The sequence below is a fragment of the Kitasatospora sp. MMS16-BH015 genome, assembly GCF_002943525.1.
Taxonomy (GTDB): domain Bacteria; phylum Actinomycetota; class Actinomycetes; order Streptomycetales; family Streptomycetaceae; genus Kitasatospora.
In genome coordinates, this window is record NZ_CP025394.1 from 5,286,627 (window position 1) to 5,310,539 (window position 23,913).

The 23,913-nt window shown below is 69.9% G+C and carries 17 protein-coding genes and 3 pseudogenes; 9 read left to right on the forward strand and 11 right to left on the reverse strand.

Annotated features, from left to right (window positions below):
- Positions 1 to 169 precede the first annotated feature (169 nt).
- Both CFP65_RS22930 and CFP65_RS22935 read right to left on the reverse strand, forming a co-directional pair.
- Entirely contained in the window at positions 170 to 1,978 is a 1,809-nt protein-coding gene (locus tag CFP65_RS22930; protein ID WP_104817958.1) for a hypothetical protein, read from the reverse strand.
- On the reverse strand, positions 1,975 to 2,886 hold the full coding sequence (locus tag CFP65_RS22935; RefSeq protein ID WP_158702319.1) for a hypothetical protein: 912 nt from the start codon (positions 2,884 to 2,886) through the stop codon (positions 1,975 to 1,977). Before CFP65_RS22935 ends, CFP65_RS22930 begins: the two co-directional genes overlap by 4 nt.
- A 93-nt stretch (positions 2,887 to 2,979) precedes the next feature.
- Here CFP65_RS22935 and CFP65_RS22940 point away from each other — a divergent pair, with 93 nt between their 5' ends.
- Complete coding sequence (locus tag CFP65_RS22940) at positions 2,980 to 3,297, forward strand: helix-turn-helix transcriptional regulator (RefSeq protein ID WP_158702320.1); 318 nt, start codon at positions 2,980 to 2,982, stop codon at positions 3,295 to 3,297.
- 225 nt (positions 3,298 to 3,522) lie between these two features.
- Here CFP65_RS22940 and CFP65_RS22945 read toward each other — a convergent pair whose 3' ends face one another.
- Entirely contained in the window at positions 3,523 to 4,383 is an 861-nt protein-coding gene (locus CFP65_RS22945; protein ID WP_104817961.1) for a hypothetical protein, read from the reverse strand.
- 1,534 nt (positions 4,384 to 5,917) lie between these two features.
- On the opposite strand from CFP65_RS22945, the gene CFP65_RS22955 reads away from it, so the two are divergent.
- Together CFP65_RS22955 and CFP65_RS22960 are read left to right on the forward strand one after the other, a co-directional pair.
- On the forward strand, positions 5,918 to 6,394 hold the full coding sequence (locus CFP65_RS22955; protein ID WP_104817963.1) for a hypothetical protein: 477 nt from the start codon (positions 5,918 to 5,920) through the stop codon (positions 6,392 to 6,394).
- 426 nt (positions 6,395 to 6,820) lie between these two features.
- Positions 6,821 to 7,351: a GIY-YIG nuclease family protein gene (locus CFP65_RS22960; protein WP_104817964.1), complete on the forward strand. Its 531-nt coding sequence runs from the start codon at positions 6,821 to 6,823 to the stop codon at positions 7,349 to 7,351.
- 340 nt (positions 7,352 to 7,691) lie between these two features.
- Here the strand turns inward: CFP65_RS22960 and CFP65_RS22965 are convergent, their stop codons facing one another.
- The 4 genes from CFP65_RS22965 to CFP65_RS22980 form a co-directional block, all read right to left on the reverse strand.
- A complete protein-coding gene (locus CFP65_RS22965; RefSeq protein WP_104817965.1) occupies positions 7,692 to 8,045 on the reverse strand; it encodes a hypothetical protein in 354 nt (117 codons plus the stop codon).
- Positions 8,046 to 8,278: 233 nt separating this feature from the next.
- Positions 8,279 to 9,145 carry a phosphotransferase gene (locus tag CFP65_RS22970; protein WP_104817966.1) on the reverse strand — a complete coding sequence of 289 codons (867 nt, stop codon included), beginning with the start codon at positions 9,143 to 9,145 and terminating at the stop codon, positions 8,279 to 8,281.
- A 15-nt stretch (positions 9,146 to 9,160) separates the two neighbouring features.
- A complete protein-coding gene (gene murF, locus CFP65_RS22975) occupies positions 9,161 to 10,537 on the reverse strand; it encodes a UDP-N-acetylmuramoyl-tripeptide--D-alanyl-D-alanine ligase (RefSeq protein ID WP_104817967.1) in 1,377 nt (458 codons plus the stop codon).
- A 49-nt stretch (positions 10,538 to 10,586) separates the two neighbouring features.
- A complete protein-coding gene (locus tag CFP65_RS22980) occupies positions 10,587 to 11,000 on the reverse strand; it encodes an ATP-binding protein (RefSeq protein WP_104817968.1) in 414 nt (137 codons plus the stop codon).
- Between the two features lie 611 nt (positions 11,001 to 11,611).
- Between CFP65_RS22980 and CFP65_RS22985 the strand changes: the two genes are divergently transcribed.
- Entirely contained in the window at positions 11,612 to 12,919 is a 1,308-nt protein-coding gene (locus CFP65_RS22985; RefSeq protein WP_158702321.1) for a hypothetical protein, read from the forward strand.
- A gap of 12 nt (positions 12,920 to 12,931) precedes the next feature.
- On the forward strand, positions 12,932 to 13,477 hold the full coding sequence (locus CFP65_RS22990; protein ID WP_254552524.1) for a GNAT family N-acetyltransferase: 546 nt from the start codon (positions 12,932 to 12,934) through the stop codon (positions 13,475 to 13,477).
- Here the strand turns inward: CFP65_RS22990 and CFP65_RS42550 are convergent.
- Together CFP65_RS42550 and CFP65_RS42555 are read right to left on the reverse strand one after the other, a co-directional pair.
- Positions 13,419 to 14,108: pseudogene (locus tag CFP65_RS42550) on the reverse strand (Dyp-type peroxidase). The gene CFP65_RS22990 and the pseudogene CFP65_RS42550 overlap by 59 nt on opposite strands.
- Positions 14,109 to 14,199: 91 nt before the next feature.
- A pseudogene (locus CFP65_RS42555) lies at positions 14,200 to 14,661 on the reverse strand (Dyp-type peroxidase domain-containing protein); the annotation flags it as partial.
- Positions 14,662 to 14,833: 172 nt separating this feature from the next.
- Between CFP65_RS42555 and CFP65_RS41125 the strand changes: the two are divergent.
- The 4 genes and pseudogenes from CFP65_RS41125 (at position 14,834) to CFP65_RS23025 (ending at position 18,907) form a co-directional block, all read left to right on the forward strand.
- Complete coding sequence (locus CFP65_RS41125; RefSeq protein ID WP_104817972.1) at positions 14,834 to 15,745, forward strand: hypothetical protein; 912 nt, start codon at positions 14,834 to 14,836, stop codon at positions 15,743 to 15,745.
- A 142-nt stretch (positions 15,746 to 15,887) separates the two neighbouring features.
- On the forward strand, positions 15,888 to 16,076 hold the full coding sequence (locus CFP65_RS23015; RefSeq protein ID WP_174805565.1) for a DUF5709 domain-containing protein: 189 nt from the start codon (positions 15,888 to 15,890) through the stop codon (positions 16,074 to 16,076).
- A gap of 277 nt (positions 16,077 to 16,353) precedes the next feature.
- A pseudogene (locus CFP65_RS23020) lies at positions 16,354 to 16,970 on the forward strand (molybdopterin-dependent oxidoreductase).
- A gap of 266 nt (positions 16,971 to 17,236) precedes the next feature.
- The gene (locus CFP65_RS23025; RefSeq protein WP_158702322.1) at positions 17,237 to 18,907 is read left to right on the forward strand and encodes a HEPN domain-containing protein; all 1,671 of its coding nucleotides are present in this window, start codon (positions 17,237 to 17,239) and stop codon (positions 18,905 to 18,907) included.
- 160 nt (positions 18,908 to 19,067) lie between these two features.
- Here the strand turns inward: CFP65_RS23025 and CFP65_RS23030 are convergent, their stop codons facing one another.
- Together CFP65_RS23030 and CFP65_RS23035 are read right to left on the reverse strand one after the other, a co-directional pair.
- Complete coding sequence (locus CFP65_RS23030; RefSeq protein WP_158702323.1) at positions 19,068 to 19,508, reverse strand: hypothetical protein; 441 nt, start codon at positions 19,506 to 19,508, stop codon at positions 19,068 to 19,070.
- A gap of 320 nt (positions 19,509 to 19,828) precedes the next feature.
- On the reverse strand, positions 19,829 to 23,803 hold the full coding sequence (locus CFP65_RS23035; RefSeq protein WP_158702324.1) for a LamG domain-containing protein: 3,975 nt from the start codon (positions 23,801 to 23,803) through the stop codon (positions 19,829 to 19,831).
- Positions 23,804 to 23,913 lie beyond the last annotated feature (110 nt).

The following is a 23,913-nucleotide window of genomic DNA, read 5'->3' on the forward strand; positions in this document are numbered from 1 at the left end:
CTGTTCAAGTGCGGCCCGGCTCTGTGGGAAGGGTCACGCCGTTCCGCGGGGCTGGTGAACGGAGCAAGCGGTGCCGAGGTGGGCATGGCGAAGCGGCCGTGGGACCGAAGGTCTGGTGGTCCCACAGCGCCGCCTCACGCGCTTTTCGATTCAGCTTGCACCCAGCTCGCTAACCACTCGTCGGCGGGTGATCGCCCGGAGTACGGCGCCGATCGGTGACCTCCGGACCAGCGGAGCCCGGTTCGACGTGCGGGTCGGGCGTGTTGCTGATGTTCGCCAGGGTGCAGTTGTCCTCGCGGTAGAGGCTGAACCTGCGCAGGAACCCCTCGATGGTGGACAGGTTCTCGACCATCAACTGGATCGCGGCCAGCAGCGTCTGGGCGACCCGCCCACGGCTCTGACGGAGCGTCGGGTCGTCCAGGAACGTGTCGACGTTCTTCACCCGCCCGTTGAGGCCCTCGATGTGGTTGCGCAGACCTCCGTAGGCGCGCTGCCACAGAGCACGGCCCCACGGCAGCTTCTGCCGGAGTTTGGGCGTCAGGTCCACCGGCACGCCGATCGTGGGCTGCTGACAGATCTCGGGCCGCTTGTGCGCCGGGGTGTCGGGGACACGGACGACGGGTTTCGCGGCGGGGTGCGCGCGCCGCGTACGGCGGTCGCTGAGGTCGACGACGGGCCGTTGGGCCTTCGTGCGCCGCTGGGCCCGGGACCGCTGGTCCCGCTCTGCGGCCCAGGGACACTGGACCTTCGGGCTCGGGCCGGCTGCCGGGCACTGGCGCCGCTCGTTCCCGTGGGCGTCTGCGCTCTGCTTCAGAGGCAGGGTGTAGGGGTCGGCCTCCTCGATCAGCGGCAGCAGCTCCAGCCGCCGCGGGCCGCTCTTCCGGTCGGCCATCAGGTGGTAGGCGTTGATGATCCGTTCAGGGGTGTGCGGGCACAGCAGATCCCCGGCCAGGGCGATCGCGCCACGCCAGGGCACGGGGCGGATCATGTCGGTGCGGTAGTCCAGGAGAGGCTCCCAGCCGAGGACCCGGACGGGCTGGTGGAAGGTCTCCGCGCGGGCGTTGGTGTAGGCGCGGTCCCCGGCAAGGAACCCGCGCAAGGAGGTCAGCCGTCCGACGACCTCCAGCAGCCGCACCGCGTGAGTGCCGATCTGCTTGGACGGGGTGTGCACGGCCATCCCCATGCACAACTGCGGGTAGCTGCCCGCATCGTCGGGATCGGCGTGCCCGGCGACCAGCAGCGTCGCGGTGTAGCCGAAGGTCTCCGTGCCATCACCGGAGACGTGGTTGCCGGCGCTGATCTCGAGCGAGCAGTGGCGGCTGCTGCTCTTGCGGGCCCAGGCGGCGACGGCGGTGCCGTCGACGGCCAGGTGGCCGCGCCAGTTGTCGAGCAGGCCGCGGTCGGTGGCGATCCTCACCGGGGACAGGACGAGCCGGTTGGCGATTTCGCTCAGGGCCGGCGCCGGGTCGTGGGTGTCGGAGGCCTTCGCCCACACCGCCCGGTGCGGCCGGGCATCGGCCCTGGGCAGGCGGATGCGCCGGTTGTGACGGGCCGGGTCCAGGACCGTGGTGACACGGTTGCAGCCTCGGTAGAAGCGCTGCGCACTCGCGTGACAGGCCTTCAGGTCGAGCTTGTCGACCTTGGCCAGGCCGAAGAATTGGCGCCACTTCTTACTCAGGCCGAACGTCATCAGCTCCCAGGCGTCGTCGACGTTGGTGCTGCGCCGGCTGCGGGCGGCCAGGAACAGGCCGACGAGGACCGCGTCGGCGCGGACTCCGTCCGGGCCCGGACGGGAGGCCTCGAGTTCCCGGATCCGCTCCAGGGCGCCGCTGGTGCGGATGAGGTCGTAGGCGAGCTGGACGTGCTTGTTCGAGACCTTGGTGGTGAACGGTGAGGGGGCCGGGCGTACCGGCTGGGGCGCGGTCGGCGGGTGCGGGTGGCGTACCGGCCGGCGGGGCGGCCTGCGGTGTGTGCTCATGCCCAGCCCCGCAGCATCCGGACGGCGGCGTCGTGCGTGGGTGCTGGCACCCAGGCATGGTAGGCGGCGAGCCCCGCTGTGGAGGTCAGTCCGGCAGCGGCCGCGACCAGCGTCTCGGGCACGCGCTCGCGCAGCAGCGCCACGATCCAGGCCGACCGGGCGCGGCGCGGATCGACCCGCGGAACTCGCGGGTCGGCGGGGGTGTTGCGCTTGGTCCAGTTGCTGACCAGGTTCTTCGCGTAGGCCACCGTACGGTCGGGGACGAACAGGTGGTCGTCTCCGGCGATCGCGGCAAGTTCGGCCAGGGCACCCTCCCACAGGGAACGGCAGACGACCAGGCGCGAGGAGCCCGGGACGATCAGCACGACCGCGCCGCTGGGCAGGCGCAGGACGTCGGTGCCGCGGACGGCGGCCATCTCGGCAGGCATCAGCCCGCACCCGGCGCACAGGCACAGCACCGCCAGGGCACTGCGCCGTCCAGTGGCGGTGTTCGGCAGGCTCTGGGCCCAGACTCCGAGGCGGGTCAGTTCGCTGACGTCGTAGGGGACGGCGCGCGAGCGGTCGGCCCGAAGTCTTGGCCGGGGCTCCTCGCCGCGCTCCACCCACACCAGGGTCTCGTGGACGCGGGCGAGCACGGCCGCGTACTTCTGGAGGCTGGCGTCAGCCAGGGTGCTGTCGAGGATGAGGCAGCGGCTGATGGTGGACTGCTCCAGCCAGACGGCTGGGTCGCGGGGGAGCCCGGCCCGCTCCGCGCTCATCGCGAGCATCGCGACGACCCGCAGGACCAGCTTCACCGGGTAGCTGACCTGCTCGGCAACGGCGGCGACCAGCATCCGCACGCCGTCCGCCACCGCCTCCCACTCGGGTGGGCAGTCACGGGGACGATATTTCAAGATCACCTGGCTCACGGCAACCTCCAGTACCACAGACCACGAGAAGTGGACGGACAAGTAGCCACTTTCTCGGACATAGTGCACGTCGACCCCGAGGAGCGCATCCCGATGACCGGTGGCACCCTGCGCCATCTGCCGCCGCGGCACTTTGCCGCCGATCCGCAGGCCTGGCCCGATACGACGGTGCCCGAGCACGCCCAGGCCAGGGTGGCTCTGGCGATCTCCCGCGCACTCGGGGAGCGGATCGAGGAAGGGGGGTGGAGTCTGCGGCACGCCGCGGCCCTGACCGGTGTGAACCGGCAGGTGATCGCGAACGTCCTGAGCGGGTCGTCCTGGGTGGACGTGGTGACCGTCAGCCTGCTGGAGGACGGGCTGGATGTGGTGCTGTGGCCCGGCGCAACCGCCAGAGCCTCGCTGATCGCGTGAAGGGGAATGTTGCATGGAAGCAGCGCTTTCCCGTACCGCCCTCCGGCATCGCGGAGGAGGGCAGCACGAAATTGGGCCATACGGCCCCGGAGCTGCCTGAACTCGGCTAGTCTCGGGGGCGCGTGACCTTGTTGGGGACGCGCTCGGTGCCGCCAGGCTTAGGCCCCTGGCGGCACCTCTCACATCCCCCGGTGAATGTGTTGGGGACGGATGCTCGGCCTCTCCTTAGGCGGCCACCGCCTTGGGGTCGGCCGCGGCGAGGTCCGGGCCCGACAGGGTGGCAGGAGTTTCCTGGCGAGTCAGGGTGTACAGGCCCGCGTCGACGCGGCGGACCACCTGCTTGTCGAGGAGGTGCCGGATCGCGGTGCGGATCGACTGGATCGTGTAGGGCTTCTTGGCCAGCCCGACGGGGCGGCCCTGGGCCAGGAAGTGATTGATCGCCGCATGCAGGTCGCCCGCGCGCAGCGGCTCCTGAGAGGTCGCCAGCAGCAGCGTGACCAGGTCCTGCATGGTGATACAGGAATCGACGCGGCCCGGGTCGAGTGCGGCGGCGAACTCCGGGACGGCGGGAGGGGTCTGGCCGCCCTCGCTGGAGCTTTCTGCGGTGGGTACCGCAGGGGGCTCGTGGCTCTGCAGCAAGGCGAGGTTGGTGCCGTTCTCGCCCGTGGTGGCGGGAGTACCGTCGTGGACGGGGGCGGCTGGCCCGGAGACGGTTTCGGCTGTCGTCTCGGGGAGTAGGACGCTCTCACCCGCAGGCTCGCGCTTGTGCTCGCTGGCCTGGCCTTCCCCGCCGGGGACGGGCTCCGGTCCGGCCTCTTGGTCCAGGGCGCCAGCCGGTGAACCGGCACTGTCGGCCCGGGGCATGAGCCGCTCGACGTTCGCGCGCATCGAGTCCCGGACTGCGTTGAGGTTGTCCAGTCGCAGGTTCTCTTTGGCGAATTCCTGCTCGACTTCCAGTAGTTGCGCTTGGACGGCGGCGCGGCGTTCGCCCAGGCGCGCGCAACGCTCCTCCTGGGCGGCGGTCTCGTACTCGACGTGGGACAGGGAGGCCATGACAGTCGCGAGCAGGTCGTCGGTGTGCTCCATGCCGGCCTCTCATCGGTGATCGTTTCAGCGCGCACAGCCTAGAGGCTCCGCCCGGTCCTTGGGACCGAAACCGGGAAAGCCGTACTGGCGAAACATCAGGTTCATTGGCGCGCGCGTGCGTTGATGGTTGTGACCTGTGCTGATGCGGGATTGCGCATCCGGTTCCGGTGTCGGATGGCAGCTGGGGTTCGACCTAGTGTGCGCCAGCGGGACCCCCTGAGGGCGCATCGTCGACGGTCTCGTGGTGACGGGGGGACCGTCCCGCCCGAGCTGACTGAGGGGCGGCGGCCAGGAGAGTGGTCGACGGTGTGTCCTTGGACTTGGGGCATGGATCGGGCACGTCCGCGGGCGGCTTAGGTTTGGGGGACCGGCGCGAGTCCGGCAGGCCAGGGCTGCCAGCCGGGTTGGGGCGCACGGGGGCATGCCGCAGAGTCTTGCGCGCCCGTGGTTCCGGAAGGCACAGAAGTGCTACTCCCGTGACGGCGGGAGCCTTTGCACGCGTCGATGGGCATGACGCAGAGGAGATGTGCCGACTGCGAATGTGGCGGGAGCGTCGAGGTCGGCGGGTCCTGGGTGGCGTTCGCCGCCGGGCTGGTGGCGTTGTCCCGGGCATGTTCCGCGGGCCGGGGCTGCCATGGCATGGGGAAACGCCAAGGACCGCTTGATGCGTAGAAGCGGACAGGTGGGACCGTCAGCCCCGGGAGGTAATCGGTGTCTGCTGTTCGTGGTGGTGTTCGGGTGGAGGTACGACTGGTGGCTGTCGTCCTTGCAGCGGACACCGGCCCAGCTCCAGTCGGAGGTGCGGGACACCCGCCTGGTCGGAGTGTCGCCCGGTCGTCGCCACCTCGGGCTAGAACCTTCCGTTCGCCTGACAGCCGGCTCAGCTGCTGCCGCAGAGCAGTGCTGGGTGCCGGGACAGCTGTCGAGCCAAGTCCTCCGACTCTGGCTGGCGCTCTCGTGGACAGCGGGCTGCCGCGCAGGCTCCTGGCAGCACCTCCCGCCGAAGTGCAGGCCTGGACACCGGTTGACCGAAATTTCCCACCCCTTACCCTCCTATGTCTTTCGCCGGCCCATCCGTTCGGACAGCTCTGGCGCAACCCAGCATTGACGCGGGTTCCGGGTGGCTCCGCCATCAAGGCCCGTCGCGGTCCGCCGGGGCCAACAACCCCCGCCGGAAGGGCCTGAAGTCAGGTGCAGGGAATGGCCAGGCTTGCCCTGCCTCTTCAGGGCTGCTGACGCGCCCTGCTTGCACAGTCGCGCCGCTCTCGCTGTCCTCCGGCCGCTGGTCGAGCTCCGCCGCCATCTCCGGATGCACGCTGGCCTTCTGGCGGCGCACCTGCCCGCCCGTGCCCCTTTCCTCCATGTCCTTTCCCGAAAAATTTCACTTCCCGTATGCATGCTTGGCTGGCGAGGGTGACACAGCCCTGCGCCAGGGTTGACATGCATGGCATTTCCATACCCTTTCTTTACTCCTTTCGAGTGGGACTTACCTGTCACGCTCGGGTTTTTCCTTTGAGTTGGATAGCGTCCAGTCATGGCAATCGACCTACCACGCCTGACCGAAGCTGCCCGGGATCCGGACAAGTACATTCCCCAGCTGGAAGAGATGCAGGAGGAGGCCAAGAAAAACCTCCGAGGGATCTCCGGTGCGCTGCGCGAGCTGAGGAAGATCAAGACGTCCACAGAAAACCTCGAATACATCCAAGTCCACGGCATTCCCCGCCCGCGCGACTCGGGCCAGCAGGCCGACCCTGACGAGTACGACGAGGTGGATGAAGAGCTCAGCGAGAACGGGCTCCGCGTGAACCGCCGCGAACGGGTCCTGAAGCTGCTCGCTCAGGACCGCGACAGAAGGTGGAAGTTGCGCGAGATTGCCGATGAGCTAGGGATTTCCAACATCAAGAGCCTGCGTACCAGCATGGATGACTTTGCACGGCAGAGCAAGGTCGAGAAAGATTCGGAGAGCTCGACCTATTACCTGGGGCGCAGGGGCTACCAGGAAACTTTCTGATGCAAGGGTGTGGCCGCCGCATGCTTTGCGAGACAGCGGCGGCCACCGATCACGGACCCTTCGACCTACCAAAGTCCCGGGTCTGTCGTGACAGGATTCATTTTAGCGCGCAGTCGTATTCGCGGGAACCCGTCATCGGCAGATCCGTATTCCCTTCGCCCGAAGGAAGTACGAATCATGCATTCAATCCGACCAGGTGCGCATTCTGTCGAACAGGCGAGCGGCATTACGTTGGCCCCGGCGACCTCGAGTGGCCACCCGGCCTCTGCCGCCAGTATCTCGGCTCGGCGGACGGCCCCAGCCACGGGCTCACGAGGCGGGGCGCCGGAGGCAGTCCCGGTCGCTTGTTCGACTCCGTCGCGCAGTAACAGCCCCGGGGCTTCCATCGAGATCTTCCTCCCCTGTGGGGGTCTGGATGGTCCGCGCGTGGTGGACCTGAAGGGTTGGACAGGCCTGTGTCTGTCGTTCCCCCGTTCGAGCTACGAGCAATTGCGTCGGGACGAGCGCCAGTACGAGATCCTTTGCCGTGCCGGCGCGTACCTGCTGCTGGGCCCCGACCCGTCAGCCAAGGGCCTCGACCGGATCTACGTCGGGGAGGGGGTACGGGTTCGCGACCGTCTGAACAAGCACCTGCGCGACAAGAGTTTCTGGGACCGGTGCTATGTCCTGACCACTACAGACGGCTCTCTGGACAAGGCACATGTCCAGCAGTTGGAGGCCAAGCTGTACGCACTCGCGCAGAGGGCGGGCAGTATGGTGCTCGACAACCGGGACAAGCCCACCCCGCTCGCGCTGTCGCAGGCCAAGGAGGCCGAGGTTGCCGCGTACCTCGACACTGCGCTGAGCCTCTTCCCCCTGCTCGGGGGGCTGCCGGTCCTGCTCGACGGGGATGGGATCGACACCGGGACGCATGCGGGCAGAAGGCCCTTGAACTGCTTGTCCGTCTCGCCGGAGTGATCGATGATGCGGGGAGTTCAGCAGGACGATCGCGGGGGTGCTGGGCTCGGCTGGCTGGACGATAGCGGCCGAGCGGCCGATGCCGATCTGGGGTGCGGCAATTCCCGTGCCCCAGGCGAAAGGGCCGACCTGGCCCTGTCCCGGCTGGCAGCCCAGCACCGGGAGGTCGAAAGGCCACGGAAGCGCCTGGCCGACGGTGGCAACGTCCGCCAGTTGTCGACCGGCAGCCGGTAGGCCGCGCGCCCCGGCATGAAGCCCCAAAGCCACTTGAGCGGGGGTCGTGGTGACAACCCCCGCTCAGAGAAATCCAACCCCGAACGGCATACAGGCCGAGAGTAGGTCAGAAGTAGTGCACGCTGCCACAGTTGAGCGGGCTTCCGTTCCAGTCGCAGATCTGCGCGGAGACGATCCGCGCCCCGTAGCTGCTGCTATTGCTGCTGCCCTGGCCCCATGTCACCAGGCGCTGGGTGCTGCGGTTGGCCAGGTGGATGATCAGCACGGTGCCGTACTGGTCGGCACTGCCGTCCCATATCCACGCCCATGAGGCGGCGCCGTTGCCAGGAGTGAGGTCCACCGACGCCTCGTCATCACCGTGGAACCAGGCCACCCCGGTGGCGCTGGCCGGCGAGGCGAGTGCGACAGCCGAGACACCGACCGCGCCGACGGCCAGCGCAAGACGCTGCTTGAAGGTCACGAGAGAAACTCCTCCAGAAAGAGGGAAACCGGGGGTCTTGACCTGCCCCCGTCAAAATGAATGCTAGAGACCGCCCCCGGGCCATGGAAGGGAAACACGGAGAGTGGCAGGACGCCCTCCGCTTGGCGGTGCGGCGCATGCTGGACTCTTCCGGGTGGTTGCGGAGGTCGGGTGGGGTGACCGGCCGTCCGTGGCGCAGTCGGGCGGACGGTCACCTGATCGGGTGGTGCGGGTCAGGGGGCGACCCATCCCCACGGGCGGTCGCCGCCCCGGCCCATGAGGCAGGCGAGCCGGTAGTCGGCCTGGTGGCGGGCGTGGTCGGACTTATCGGCGTGCCGCAGGGCGAACAGGGCGAGTTCGAACGAGCGGATGTCGCGGATGGTCGTGTAGCTGCACCAGGTGGTGACGTCTTCGCCGTAGGCGTCGCGGAACGCCTCCCACCGGGCGGGTGGATCGGCGAGGGTGTCGGACTGGAACATCACGGTCGCCTGGTCCCACTGGCGGGGCCCGACCGAGAAGCGCTCGAGGTCGACCAGGTGGGCGCCATCCGGGGTGGCCATGGTGTTGTGGGGGCTCGGGTCGCCGTGGATCACGCACCACGGGTCGGGCCACTCGATCGCCTCCCACCGGTGGGCCAGCTCGGCGGCGTGGTACCGCAGCCACACCTTCGAGCGGCCGTCGGTGAGGGCCTGGTCGATGCGCTCGCCGAAGTCGGGGAGGGTGAAGCGCGGCAGACCGAGGTGGGTGGGGACGCGCAGGCTGTGCAGGGCCCGCAGCGAGCGGGCGGTGTCGGCCGGGTCGGCGGCCGTGGCCGGCCCGAGGTCGTCCCAGAACGTCACCGGCCGGCCGTCGACGCTGACGGGGTCGGGGACGATCGGCTCGGGGGCGAGAACGCGGTGCGAGCGGAGCCAGTCCGCTGCGCGGAGCTCCCGGACAGCGGTGTCCAGCTCGCCCTCCTGATGGACGCGGATCACGGTCCGCTGGCCGGGGATGCGCAACATGGCGTTGTCGCGCACCCGGATGGGCTCGATCTCGTCTGCGGGGACGTCGGCGAGGGCGCACGCGGCGCGGGCGATGTCGATGATCGTTTCGGTGAGCATGGTGGGATCCCGTGGCTACTGGGCGGTGATCAGGTCGGCCGCGACGTCGAAGAGGGCGGCGCTGTTGGAGCCCTTCACCAGCACGATCTGCCGGTCGGTGAGGGCGGGGGCGATCAGCGGGAGGACGGCGGACTTGTCGGCGACGTGCTCGGCGGGCACGCCGCCGCGCTGGGCGGCCTTGGCGATGAGGCCGGCGTTCGGGCCGCCGACGGCGACCAGGCGGCTGATCCGGTGGTGGGCGACCAGGTCGCCGATCTGCTCGTGGATCGCCTCGGCGGCGGCGCCGAGCTCCTTCATCTCCCCGAGGACCGCGACCGTGGGACGGCCACCGGCCGCGAGGTGGGCGAGGGAGGCCAGGGCGGCGCGGACGGACTCCGGGGAGGCGTTGAACGCGTCGTTGATGACCGTGATCCCGTCGGGCCGGTCGGTGACCTCCATGCGGGAGCCGGACAGCAGGGTGGCGGTGCTCAGGGCCCCGGCGGTGGTATGGAAGGGGACGCCGCAGGTCAGGGCGATCGCGGCGGCGGCGAGCGCGTTGGTCAGGTGGTGCTCACCGACGATCCGCAGCCGCACCGGCGCGCTCTTGTCCTGCCACGTCAGGGTGAACGCGGCCCGGCCGGACGCGTCCACGGTGACGTTCTCGGCGCGCACGTCGGCGTCCGCATGGCGGCCGAACAGCAGCACCCCCGCCGGTGTGTGGTCGGCCATGGCCAGCACGAGCGGGTCGTCGGCGTTGAGGATGGCCGTTCCGTGCCCGGGGAGGGCTTCGACCAGCTCGCGCTTGGCGGTGGCGATCGCCTCGCGGGCGCCGAACTCGCCCAGGTGCGCGGAGCCGACGCCGAGCACCGCGCCGATCTGCGGCGGGGCCGTCTCGGCGAGCTGGCGGATGTGGCCGCGGTTGCGGGCGCCCATCTCCAGCACCAGGAACCGGGTGTCGGCGGTGACGCGCAGGACGGTGACCGGGAACCCGATCTCGTTGTTGAAGGAGCGCTCGGTGGCCACGGTGGTGCCGTGGCAGTCGAGGATCTGCCGCAGGATGTCCTTGGTGCTGGTCTTCCCGGCCGAACCGGTGAGGGCGACCGTCGTCCCGTCGTAGCGGTTGTGAACGGCCTTGGCGAGGCTGGAGAGGGCGCCGAGCACGTCGGGGACGACGATCGCCGGGACGCCCACGGGGCGGGCGGCCAGGGCCGCCACCGCGCCGTCCGCGACGGCGGAGCCGGCGAAGTCGTGGCCGTCGGCCCGGTTGCCGGCCAGGCAGGCGAACAGGCCGCCCGGGGTGACGTGGCGGGAGTCGAAGGCCGCGGGGGCGGTGACCTCGGTGGTGGTGTCGGTGACGTGGTCGAGGTAGCCGCCGACGGACTCGGCGATCTGAGCGAGGGTCATGCTGATCACGTGCTGGTTCTCCTGGCGTTCGAGGGGGCGGGGCCGGTGTGCGGCGTGGTCAGGTCTGCAGGTCGGCGTGGACGGTCTTGCCGAGGGGTTCGGGCTTCGCTCCCCAGCGGCCTTCGGTGAGGGCGTGGACCAGGGCGATGCCCCGGCCGGACGTGGCGTCGGGGCCGGCGTCGATCAGGACCGGGAGGACGCGGGAGCCGTCCCGCACCGCGATGCGGACGCTTCTCTCGCCGGTGCGGCGGATCTTCACCCCCATGCGGCGCCGGCAGCAGGTCTTGGCGGCGTTCGCGGCGAGTTCGGTGACGATCAGGGCGGCGTCGTCCACCAGGCTCTCCAAGCCCCACTCCTTGAGCTTGGTGACGACCATCCGGCGGGCGGCGGTTGCCGACGCGGGCGTGTAGGGCAGGAAGACGGTGGCCGGGGCCGGGGCCCTGGTGCCGGTCTGGTCGGCGAGGGTGGTCACCGCTGCCGGCCAAGGGGCGGTGCTCGGTGCCCAGCGCGGCGGGCTTCGGCGAGCCGGCGCAGGACCAGCGCCCGCCGTAGGACGCGGTTCCCGGTGGGGCGCCGGTCGCCGGGGTGGTGGTGTCGGGGCGCGTCGGCCCGGGGCTGGTAGGCGCGCGCAGGATGGGCATGAGGCCTTCCGGTGGGGCGTGCGGGCGGTGGCGGCCGGGCGTCCCGGGCCGACGGCGGTCGGCCCGGGACGGCTACCGGTGGCTACTGGTCGTGGTTCTCGTTGCCGCCGTCGGCCTCGTGCTGGTTGCCGCCGCTGCCGGTGTTCTCGTTGCCGTTGTCGCTCATCGTGTGGTTCCTCTCGGTTGTCTCCGCCGTGGCGGAGATGGATGGGACCGTGGTGGAGCGGACAACCCGGCGGTGGCCCGAAGCGACCGGGACCGGGGACCTGGTCGCGCCTCGGCGCCGGGCTGTGACACTAAGTCAACGCGTGATCACGCAAGGCAGGTAGGACGTTTCGGAGCGGGCCCGGTCCCGCCGCCCGGACATTTCCCGGGCCTCGGTGCGTGGTTGACGCGGTGTCGCGGAGCTGTACCGTCCCGTGTACCGATGTGAGGAGCTGTGATGCCCCCGACGCCGAACACGGCCTTAAAGAGCCTGATGGACGAGAACGGGCTCAACGCCCGCAAGCTCGCGGATTCGCTCAACTCCGCAGAGGAGAGGCTGTTCGGGCAGCCCGGCAACGCCACCGACCGGCAGGTGCGGCGGTGGCTGTCCGGCGAGAGCACCAGCCCCCACCTGCACTACCTCGCGGCCATGATGACGGTCTTCAACGTCCCGGCCGACCGGCTCGGCTTCACCCTCACCGACTCCCGCAGACGCCAACTGGCCGCCCTGGGCGACGGATCTACGCTGGCGGCAGGTACCACCTCCGACCGCCTGGAGTCTGACAGCGTGCTCCGCCGAGAATTCATGATCGCCGCCACCGGCAACCTCCTGAGCTTCGCGTTCGCGCCGCTCCCGGCCTCGGGCCGGATAGGGATGAGCGACGTCGGGCGCATCCGCGAGAGCGTCGACCGCCTACACGCCGTCGATGACGCGTACGGCGGCCAGCAGCTCGCCGACATCGCCGAGACCTACGTCGGCCGGATCGAGGACGCGATGGGCCGCTGCCTCTACGGGCCCAACGTGGAGAAGGCCCTCTACCAGGTGCTCGGCGAACTCCGCGCCTCCGCCGGCTGGTTCGCCTTCGACAGCGGCGACCAGGACCGGGCCGGGCGCAACTTCGACGCCGGCCTGCGCGGCGCGCTGCTGGCCGGCGACCGGATGCTCCAGGCCCGGATCTGGTCGTACATGTCGCGCCAGTCCTGGGAGCTGGGCCGGGCGATGGAGACGGTGACGATCGCCCGCGCCGCCTTGGAGGCCACCCGCAACGGACGCGACCAGCGGCTCTCTGCGCTGCTGCACGGCCGGATGGCCCTCGGGTACGCCGCAGGCGGCGAGGGCGCCCGCTGCGGGGCCTCACTCGCCCGCGCCGAAGCCTGCCTGGACCGGGTTGGTGACGGCGACACCTCGGCGTGGCTGGCCTTCGTCGGGCCGGGCGAACTGCTCGGCACCGCCGCGATGGCCCACATGGACCTGAACAAGCCCGCTCTGGCCGTCCAGCAGGAAGAACAGGGCATGGCCCTGCTCGACCCGAAGTTCCGCCGCAACCGCTTCGCCAAGCTGGTCCACCTCTCCGAGTGCCACCTCGGCGCCGGCCGCCCCGAGCAGGCCGCCGACACCGCCGGGCAGGCCCTGGACCTGTACGAGTCGGTGAACTGCCCCCGCTGGGCGGTCAGGCTCGGCCGGTTCCGCGACGGCTTGGCCGGGCTCGGCCTTCCGGAGTCGGCCGCCTTCGTAGAACGCTATGACGAGCTGACCACCACCTGAGAGGGACTGCCCGTGGATGCCGCGACCCTGACCGTCACCTACTACACCGGAGCGGACGTCGAGGCGGTCGAGCACCGGCTGATCGAGGTGTACGCCGAGGTCTACCAGCGCGAGGCCGAAGCCGACCCGTTCTTCACCGTGGAGCGGTTCACCGAACGGCTGCGGGCCCACGCCAGCCGGCCCCGCTGGGGATGCGCCTTCGGCGAGGTCGACGGCGAGGCGGTCGGGTACGCGTACGGCTTCGCCCGCACCGCCGACTACCGGTGGCAGGGCCTGATCACCCCGGCCCCGGCCGAGGACCTGGCGGAGACGGACACCCGCACCTTCGCGCTCTGCGAGGTGATGGTCCGCGCCCCGTGGCGCGGCACGGGCATCGCCCACACGCTGCACGAGGAACTCATGTCCCATCGGATCGAGGAGCGTTCGCACCTGCTGGTCGAGCAGGACCACCCGAAGGTCCGGGCCCTGTACGAGCGGTGGGGTTACCAGCTGACAGGGGTCATGCAGCCCTACCCTGACTCGCCCCGCTACGACTCGCTGATCCGCCAGCTGGCCTGACCGGCCGGCGCCAGCCGCCGGTCCAACGATATCGAGGCTCTCCGACGAGGCATACGCCAGCCACTGCGCACCCGGGCACGTCGGCTCGGGTGACGGCCGGACGCGGACGCCCTGCCGGATTCGGCCCCGAGGTCGAAAGCGGCGGCGGGTAGGCCAAGAAGTCGGCGCTGGGCACGAAGAACAGCGGGCCGATGACGGCAGTGGAGAAGTCGAGGATCCGGTCGAGCGCGGCCTCTGGTGTGCCGAGGAGTATCGGGCTCAGCATTTCCTCGGTAACCGCCGGGGCGCGGCAGTAGCCAGCGAAGTAGGTGCCGTACTTGCCCCGCCCGACGGTGCCGAGGGGCATGTTGGCCCGCAGGATCTGCTGCTCCTCGCCGTTCGCGTCCAGCATCTGGTTGACTGCCACGTGTGAGTCCACCGGCTGGTCCGCCTTGCCCAGCTGCACGGCGGACAGCTTGGTGCGGCCGATCACCCGCTACTGCTGCTCGGTGCTCAATGTGTCCCAACTCCCCAATTCGTTCGGGTACTTCTGCGTGATCAGGTAGCTGCCCCCGGCGAACGGGCCGTCCTCCGCGTCGACGTACGTGGCCAGTGCGGCGCGGCGCCCGCCGGGGTTCTCGGTGCCGTCCACGAAGCCGAGCAGGTCGCGCTGGTCGAAGTTGTGTCTCGTCCACCACCCGGGCCGCCCCGGCCAGCCGGCGGGCGCACAGGCTGGCCAGTTCGAAGCAGAGGTCCATTCGCTCGGCCCGGATGTGCAGGATCACGTCGCCCGGGGAGGCCGGGGCCAGGTGACAGGGCTCGCGCAGCTCACGGAAGGGATGAAGCCTGGCCGGGCGCGGCCCGCCGTACAGGACTTCCCCGACAGCCGAGTCGATGCCCGCGACGGAGCTCAGCCGCCGGTCGGGGTGCCGGTAGCCGATCGAGCGCACCAGCCCGTCCAGGTCCGTCAGCAACTCCCGGACAGCCGGCTGGCCGCCGGGCTTCACCGCGAGCACCCGGACGCCCACGGCCGGCAAGCACTGCCTGCGGTTGGTGCCCGATCCGACCGCGCGGCCGGGATCGTTCGTTTCCGTCCCCGGGAGCGCGGGAGTGGGGCAGGCTTGCTCCTCGACCGAACCGACGTGGGGGGAAACCAGTGGCCACGTACGACCCGTTCCGTTCCAAGGAAAGCGCAGCGGAGGCATTCGGCACCACCGCACGGAATCTCGCCGACGGCGGGCCGGCCGCAGCTGGCCGGCCCCGTCGGGCTCACGGCCCGGTCGAGGGGGAACGCTGATGGCGGTGGCCCAGGAAGTAGCCCTGACCGCACCGGTGAGGACACCACGTCCGAGAGGGCGGCTGCGCCGGTGGTGGAGGGTGAAGACGTCAGCGCCTGGAGGACCGGCCGCGCGCAAGCTCACCCGGGAAGGACAGAGCGCGCTGGACGCGGTCGCGTCGGGGCGCCGGCTGTCGCCGGCCCTGCGGACCGAGATCCGATTCGCGTGCGCGCTCCTGCCGTGGCACACCTTCATGTCATTCGCCGCGATGCTCCTCGGCGTGGCGTTCTTCCAGGCCGAGATCACCTTCGCCAGGAAGGAAGGTGTCTTCGAGCGGCTGCTGGCGCTCAAGAGCACGTACTTCGCCGTGCTGGCGGCGCTGCTGCTGTACGTCATGCTCTTCGCCGCTGTGCTGGTCACCCGGCGGCTCACCCACGCGATGGTGAGTGGACTGGACGGGAAGTGGGGCTCCTACCGGACGCTGGAGCCCGTTCTGCGCGCACTCTCGGCGTGCGGCTCACCGGATCGCGTCGACGACCTTCCACGGCTGCTGCGGGCCAGCGAGCGGGCCGTCCGGCAGGCACGCTTCCGGCGGAAGACGCTTCCCCGCCTTTCGCACCGCCAGCGCGCGCTCCGAGACCACGCCGGCCGGGTGGTTGCCGCCCTCCGGGCCGCCGAGGCGGGCCTGGACACCTATCCGGACCTCGCTCGGTGCGACCTGGCGGCCAAGCTGCACTCGATCGCCGAGGCCTACGTTGAGGGGCGGCTGGGAGCGCTGCTGCCCGCGCCGGACCTCGAGGGCGTCGAGCCTCAGCGCACCTTCGAGACGCTCCGGCTGGGGGCTCTCGCGGCAACTTACCCCGCACTGGCATGGTCCGCCGGCGCCGTGGGCCTGTCCGGTGACGTACAAGCGCAGACCGTCGTCGTGGGGACGCTGATCGCCGCCGTCCTGCTGTTCGGCAGAAGGGCCCTCGACGCACTCCGACAGGTCGCCTCGCTGTTCACCCGGTAAGCCCGGAGCGCTTCGCCGAAGCCACGCTCACCGCCGCCGGTCTCGCCGAGGAGGAACCGGACGTCGGAGCCAGGGCCGTCGACGACCGGTGGGCGGCGGTCCCAGGCCTCTCTCGGGCCGTCTGCTGGTCGGTGAGGCGGACGTGTACGGCATCGACGCCGGAGCGGCCGGAGCCGAGGAGGCAGCCGTCCACCTCGTCGACCCCGACCTGGATGTGGACGCCGAGTTCGACGATCCCTCGGACACCGAGCCCCTCGAGGACGCCATCCGCTACACGGAACTCGACCAGGAGCGAGATGCCGCCGTCAGCGACGACAGCGGATACGGGTGATCGGCACATCGGCACCTGTGTCCGGAGCCGGTCGCCACACCGTGGGCCCGCCGAAGCCACCGACAACGCCCGCAGCCCCGCGCCCGGAGGAGCACCGCCCGAGCCGGCTGCCCGCCCCGGGGGGGCAGGCCTCCTGCCGACGGGTTCCCTCTCAGGACCGGGGACCGCCACCGTCCCGTACGGCCCGGTCGATACCCGACACCCCGGGCCGGACAGGCACCGAAACGCCGGCCGGGGCAGGTAGTGCGACGTCATCCCCCACTACCTGGAGGCCGCCATGGGTCTCACCCCGAGTTCCGGGGGACGGCAGGGCTTCGACCTGTCCCGCCTGCCGCCGGGCCAGTTCTCCACCGAGGACTTCCCGGTGTCGACCGCCGGGCCCACCCCGGCGGTCGACACCGCTACGTGGACCTTCACCCTCGCCACCGAGACCGGCCGGTCCCGCACCTGGGACTGGGAACAGATCATGGCCCTGCCGCAGGAGGAGATCACCACCGATCTGCACTGCGTGACCTGCTGGTCGAAGTTCGACACGCGCTGGACGGGCGTCCCCCTGGACGTCTTCCTCGACGATGCCGACACCGCGGCCACTACGTCGTCGTGCGCAGCCACGACGGCTACACCACCAACCTGCCGCTGGAGGATGTCACCGGACACCGGACACCGGACACCGGACACCGGACCTGGCCCGCGCACCGCTTCGACGGCTTTCCGCTCGCACATGAGCACGGGGGCCCGATCCGCTTGCTCGTGCTGCACCTCTACCTCTGGAAGTCCGCGAAGTGGGTCACCGCCCTCGCCCTCACCACGACCGACGAGCCGGGTTTCTGGGAAGCCGCCGGGTACCCCAACTACGGCGACCCGTGGCGCGAACAACGAGCCTGGGACGACTGACCGGCCCCGTGCTGCGGCCACGCCAGCCGGGGTGCCACCTCGGAGCCACCGCCCGGCGCTTTGAGGAACCCGTCCTCGCCGGCCGGTGCGGGGCAGGGCATCCGGTGAGGCGGACCGGCAGCCCGTGTCCCGGCGCCCGGCGGAGGGGCGCAGACGCACGGTTCCCGCCCGGCCTGCCGTACCCGGCGCAATCGCGGTCCGAGCAAGGGGATTCAGGTAAAGCACTTGTGTCGGACCTCGGAGAATTCTACGGTGGCGTGAATCGCATGGATGAATTCGAGGGTGCCGTGGATTCTGCTGATGTAATTTCTTGGGTACGGTCCGTGGTTGGGGTGCAGATCTCCTCCTACCTTCTCGCGTGCTCGGAAGGCGAACTCCAGGAGTTCGCCGAAAGCCGAGCGGAGTTGTCGCCCGGCCGGATCGCAGTCGTGGCGAACCTCGCCGAACTGCGAGTGAGGATCGCGGCAGACGCTCCCGGCGTCGACGAGGCCCAGGTGGCCCCGCTCTTCCTCTTCGCATTCTCCGAGGGGAGGACAGTGGCCCGCCGCTTGCACGACGCGGCCGCAGCCACGGAAGCGCCGGAGGCCGTCGTGGCGGACGGTCCGGCGCAGGTGGCGGATCCGGTGGAGGAGACGGCGGACGAAGTCGTCCGCGAGATCGCACTCGACCTGTACGGGGCGTTCCTCCTGCCGCCGGAGATCCCCGACGTGCCCGGGCTGGGGTTCAATGGGGCTGTCGTCCGCGGATTCTTCGGCCACCCGGCCAGGGAGCGTCTCGACGACCTGCTGATGCAGGACGCCGCAGTGGCGAAGGTCTTCGCTGGCCCGGGCGTCAGCGGTTTCGGTCCGGCCGGCTACGTCAGGACGAACGCTGGATCGGGTGGCGAGCTCCACCTGAACGGTCTGGTCCGAGCCGCGCTCGACCGGGCCTGGGACCACGGCCTGCAACCCCCGGTGCCCACCGGGTTCTCGGCGGCTGCGGCCGACGAGCTCCGCAGCATGCTCGCGATCCTGCGGAAAGAGAACAAGACCGCGACCGCCCGCGTCCATCTCACCGGCGTCCTCCTGCCCGAAGAATGCGAGCTGGAATTGGCGGAAGTGAGAATCAGGGCGACCACCGATAGCGAATACCGGCAAGCCCCTGGAGGGATACGAGGAAAGCTCTCGGGAACGGTCGGCGACGGCGAGCCGGTCGTCATCGACTACTCCGGGGACATTGCACTTGAGATCCCCTACCCCTACGTGTTCAACACCAAGCCCCCCAAGAACGACACGGACTTCAGCTGGCTGGAGCAGAACAATCCCGGTGAGACGATCCAGCAGGTGCTTACTAGGGTCCGGTTCGCGCTGCTGCTGGCCGTGAAGCGGGAGCAGGCGCGAGTGCAGGTCGTCCCGGCCTGGCAGATCCTGCGGGATCCTCTCGCCGAGGCTCAGTCGATGACCTGGTGGGACAACAGGAGCACCGGGCTGACACCGATCCGGTTGACCCGGGAAGAGGCCGACGCGTGGGCCCACTGGTACGGCAGGCTGAAGACCCCGGGCATCGAGAAGATCGACCTCGGCATTCGCAGGGTGCTGCGGGCCCTGTCGGAGCGGCGTGACCCCGCCGACGTCCTCGTCGACGCCGTCATCGCCTGGGAGAACCTCTTCGGCACCAAGGACGGGGAACCCACCTTCCGCATCACGATGTGCTTGGCGACCCTGCTGGAGAGCGACGTCGCCGAGCGAGGGGCGCTGAGGACGGAACTGGCGAAGATCTACGATCTCCGCAGCAAGATCGTGCACGGGAGTGCCGACCTCAAGGTGGCGGACGTGCCCGTGTGCCACCGGGCGCTCGATGTCGCCGTCGACGCGATCAAGGCATTGGTCGATCAGCGTCCGGACATCCTTCGACTGACCGACGGCGGGCTCAGAAGTGTACGGCTGCTGCTGGAGTGAGCCCCACCGGGCGGGCCGGCACCGGGCGGACCGCGCGCCCGGCCGGCCCGACTGTGGTCCTTCGCTGGCACCCTTGGCTGTCTTCCCCGCGGCGCGGACCCGCGGGCCGTGGGTCCGCGCCGGCCCTGATCCTGTCGGCGGTGCGGTGGCCTCGGCCGGGTCAGTCCAGGGTGATCGGCCCGTCCGGCAGCCATCCGTCGAGATAGCCGCTCGTGAGGTCGCGCGCCATTCCCAGGTCGGCTCCGCGAAGGAGCTCCCCGAGGCGTTCCCGGTCGGCCCACAGCACGGCGGTCCCGGCCGGGAACGCTCCTCCCTTGCGGGCCGGCTGGGCGATCAGCACGTGCTCCTCCACTCGGACATCGGTGGGCGACCCGGATGCCCACCGATGCCCCGTCACCTTGCCCCAGCGAGGCGCGGGATCACCCAGCAGCCTGCCGCAGCACCGGGCGGCGGCGTCGCGGTAGGACTCCGGCCCGCGCAGCACCTCTCGCGGCAGGACCAGCGTGCCGGCCGCGGTGACCGCAAGCGCGAGCTGGCCGTTCGCGTCGAGTGCCAGCACGCACACCGACCTGCGGAAGCGTGGCGAAGGGATGTACGTCACGGCATCAGCATCCCAGGCGGCTATCTATGTAGCCACTACTGCGGGGCGTGTCGCTTTCGAGCAGCAGGATGGTCCGGGCCACACCGCTGGCCTGGCGGCTCTCCTACGTTGGTTCCCGCCCGCGGAAGGGCAAGCGGGAACCAGCATTCTGCGACTCAGATGTCCCCGGCAGTCGCGATCATCGAGAACGATGCGGGGCAGCCGCAGGTCGTGCGGTCCCGGGCAAGGCGAGACCATCGAGGCTACCGCTGTACGCCCGCATCGGCAGCGCGCACGAGGGGCACGCAGGCGCGTGCCTGCGTGCCCCTCGTGGGCGTGAGTCAGCTCTTGTAGAGCGCGGTGACTTGGTTCGGGGTGAGTGCGTAGGGGTAGGTGTGGACGTCGCTGACGGCGCCGGTGGCATTGCCGTAGGGGGTGTTGCCGGCGCTGGCGGCAGCGCCGATGGACAGGCCGTACGGGGCTGTCCAGGGGCTCTTGTCGGGGGTGGCGCCGACGTAGGTGCCGTTGACGTAGAGGGTCATGGCCTGGGTGTCGGCGTTGTAGGTGGCGGTGAGGTGGGTCCAGGTGCCCTGGACGGCCGAGCCCTTCGCGCTGTTGACGGTGATCCAGCCCGTGCCGGTGGCGTTGTCGTCGGTGGGCACCTGGTACTGCCAGGCCTGCTGGGTGGCGGAGTAGCCGAGGTAGAACGCCTGGTGGTTGTTGCCGCCTTCGGCGATGAAGGTCTGGTCGCTGCCGGCGTTGCCGGTGAGCTGGACCCAGGCCGAGACGGTGTAGCTGTGGCTGGTGTCGACGGCGGGGCTCTGGGTCCGCAGGAAGCCGGTGCCTGTGACAGCCGCTGCGCTTTGGGCGTTCTGCTTGTGGTCGGTGGTCCAGCCGACGGTGTTGTAGATGGTGGCCGGGTTGGCGCCGGAGCCGTCGGTGGCGATGCCGTTGTTGCTGCTGGCTCCGTTGAGGCGCCACTGGTTCGGGGCGATTGCGGTGCTGCCGACGGTGAGCGGCCCGGTCCAGGAGAAGGCGGTCGGATCGTTGGTGCTCTGTCTGGCAGTCCAGATCTGGATGTCGCCGGTCGGGGTGATGCCCCAGAGGGTGGGGGCGCCGTTGCCAATGAGGTCGCCGTCGGAGCCCACGAGGGGCCACTGCGAGGCGACCACGCCGGAGGCGATCTGCTTGTTGGTCGCCAGGCCGGTGAAGGTCGAGAAGGGGTCTGACGGATTGCCGGTTGCCGGGTTCGTGGTGGTGATCGGCTCGATGGTGAAGGTGTAGCCGTGCACGTCGCCGTTGTCCCGTCGGCGGGCCCAGAGGCCGGGGTGGCCCTCCTTCTTCCAGTCTCCGGGGGAGATGAGGTCCCAACCCTTCCAGCCGGTGGGGGAGATGTTGATCGCGGCGGCGAAGGCGCCGTCGGCGATGCTCGGGTAGAACCACAGGGCACCGTCGCCGTCCGGGGAGTCCTCGACGGTGAACAGGCCCGTGCGGTTGTAGTACTCGTTGCTCGCCTTGAGGCTGGTGCTCAGCGGGTCACCGACTGCGGCGATCTGCTGGACGGTGGACCAGTCGGTGGCGTTGTAACCGGTGCAGTCGTGGGCGGGCGTCTTGTGGCAAGCAGGCTTGGGGACCGAGCCTGCGGCGTCGAACCGGCCGGTGCCGCCGAGGTCGCTCGGGTTCATGTAGAACCGCAGCTTCGGGTCACCCTTCTTGTGTGCGAACAGGCCGTCGACGTTCGTGCCCGTGCTGAGGCTGCCGCGGTGCGTGGTCTGGTAGTTGGCCCAGGAGTCGCTGGTGACCGTCTTGTCGATCATCTGCGGCGTGTGTGTGGTGTCGGCCGCGACCGAGGTGGCGGGGGAGGCGGCGCCTGAGCTGCTGCCGGGGACGGTGAAGGCGCGCAGGTTGCCGGACTTGTCGGGGGCGACGATGTCGGGGGCGGAGTCGCCGGTGATGTCGCCGAAGACCGGGGCTGGGCCGTTGGGGTTCCACGGTGCGTAGAAGGAGTACTGCTGGATGTCGGAGACGTTGCCCGCGTTGTCCTGCACCCTGGTGTAGACGATGTTGGTGCCCCAGTGGCCCGGGGTGACCGGGATCTGGGTGGGCGCGGTGGTACCGCAGCTGGTCTGGGTGTATTGCTTGGACAGTTGCGGGTCGGGTCCCCAGGAGACGCAGATCGCGCCGGAGGCGTAGGCGCCCGGAGGGTTGGACTGGTCGCTGGTGGTGATGGGGATGGAGCCCTGCTGGCCGGCGTAGAGCTGGGGGGTGATGCCGCTGCCGGACGGGGGGAACTGCTTGGTGGGGTCGGTGATCGCACCGAAGTCGAATTTCGGCTTGGTCATGTCGACCTTGAAGAAGCAGGTCGGGGTCGAGGCGGACCACGGGGAACCGAGGAGGTCGGTGGCCCTGGCAGCCCAGCCGTAGAGGTGTCCGTCGTGGATCGCGCTGCTCTTCACGGTGAAGGAGGCGGTTCCGCCGGAGGCGGTCTCGGCGGAGAGGCCGGAGTCGACGTCCGTCACGCCGCGCGGGTCGTTGTAGTCCCAGATGTGGGTCCAGGAGTAGAGCGTGGCCTGGACGGGGCTGGAGACGGTGGTGGTGAGGGTGACGGCGCCGGCCTGCTCGCTGCCGGCGCCGAGCCAGGCGGCGTTGCCGAGGGTGCCGTTGCAGTCCTGGTTGCTCTGCGAGGGGCTGATGGTCTTGGGCGCCGGGTAAGTCGCCTGATTGGTCGGCACGTTGGGGACGCGGTCGTACCACACGGAGAGCGTGGGCTGGGGCGTGACGCGCTTGAAGGCGTACTGGTTGGTCTCGCTGCCGTAGAGGCCGAAGGTCAGGTTGGGGTAGGTGGGGGCGTAGTTCTGGAAGGTTCCGGTGACGTCGTAGTCGAACGGCACGTTGCCGTAGCAGCCGTCCCGGCCGGAGCCGCCGATCGCCTTGGTGCCGAGGCTGTTGCCGAGCTGACCGGGTTGGTAGCCCCAGGTGGTCTGGGCGTTGATGCCGCCGGTGAGGTAGAGGTCGACGCCGTAGGTGTTCGTGCAGTTCCAGTCGGCGGAGACGTACTCCTGGAAGGTGATCGTCGCGGAGTGGATCACCGTGCCGTTGAGTGCGTGGGTGTCGAACTGGAAGAAGCTGCGGTAGGCGGAGGAGGGCTTGCAGCTGCCGCCGTTGATGCCGTAGTCGCCGCAGACGCCGACGCCTGGGTAGTCGGAGTCGCTGTCGCCGGTGCGGTTGTAGTTGGAGGTGCCGGGTTCACCGGACTGCACCCAGGTCCAGGCGTTGGCGCTGGTGGTGGGGGCGGGTTTCCAGGCCGGGTCGATGAAGTACGGGGCGGTGCCGTTTGTGAGCAGGTTCTGGTCGGGTGTCAGGTCGATGCCGTTGGAGTCGGCTCGGGCCGGCATGGTGGCGCTCAGGGCGGCCGTGCCGGGGCCGGCGGAGGTGCTGGTGGTGCTCGCCTTGGCCGGCTCGGCGGTCGGCGCGGTCGTTGTGCCCTGTGCGGTGAGCGCTCGGCGGGCGCTCGGGCCAGCTGAAGAGCTGCGGCTTGTGCTGTCCCACATCAGGGGCGTGGGGGCGAGGAAGCGGGGCTTGCCGTCCTCGGCGGTGGCGACGAGGTTGCCGGCCTGGTCGCCGGTGAGGGTGACGCCGTCGGTGATGGTGCCGAAGTGCAGGTTCTTCAGCAGCGGATCGGCCGTGGCGGCTTGGGTTTTGACGACCAGGATGGTGGTGAGGCCGCCGGCCTTGGTCGCGGTGACCTTGAGGTCGATGTCGGGAGCGACGGCTGGGTAGGTGACGCTGTCACCGCTGACCGTGGGGCTGGCCAGCGGGAACGGGGCGGTGATCGAGAGCTTCTTGCCGTCGGCGCTGGTCATCGTCGCCAGTGTGCCGTTGCCGCCCTTGGAGAGCACGAGCTGACCGGCCGAGGACTTGGGGGAGAAGGTTCCGTCCGGGTTGGCGGCGAGGGTGGCGTCCAGGGGCTGCCAGGCGCCGCTGCGCTTGGTGCGCTGCTGGTCGGGGTGGGCGGTGAGGGCGAGGTGGCCTTCGGGGGTGGCGGAGGTCTCGGTGTACTCGGTGGTCAGCGAGTCGATCGGGACGTTCTTGCCGGTGGCCTTGGCCTCGGCGACGGCTTTGTCGGTTTCGGTGGCGGGGGGCTGCTCGGCGGTCATCTTGGCGGTGGCGGCGTTGAACGCGGCCTCGGAGGCCGGGTCGGGGCCGGTGTCGGCGAGTGCGACGGGTGTACCGAAAGCGGTGACGGCGAGTGCGATAGCCAGCGCTGGAGCCAGGACACGGCGAGGCGAGCTACCACGCGAACGGTTTCTGATCAACAAATCCCCCCAGATAGATGAAATTTTCTCATGCAACGAATAAATGGCCACCAGAACGGTCTTAGGGGCCATGGCGCGACGCAACTTCATTAACTGACGAACTGTCCAAA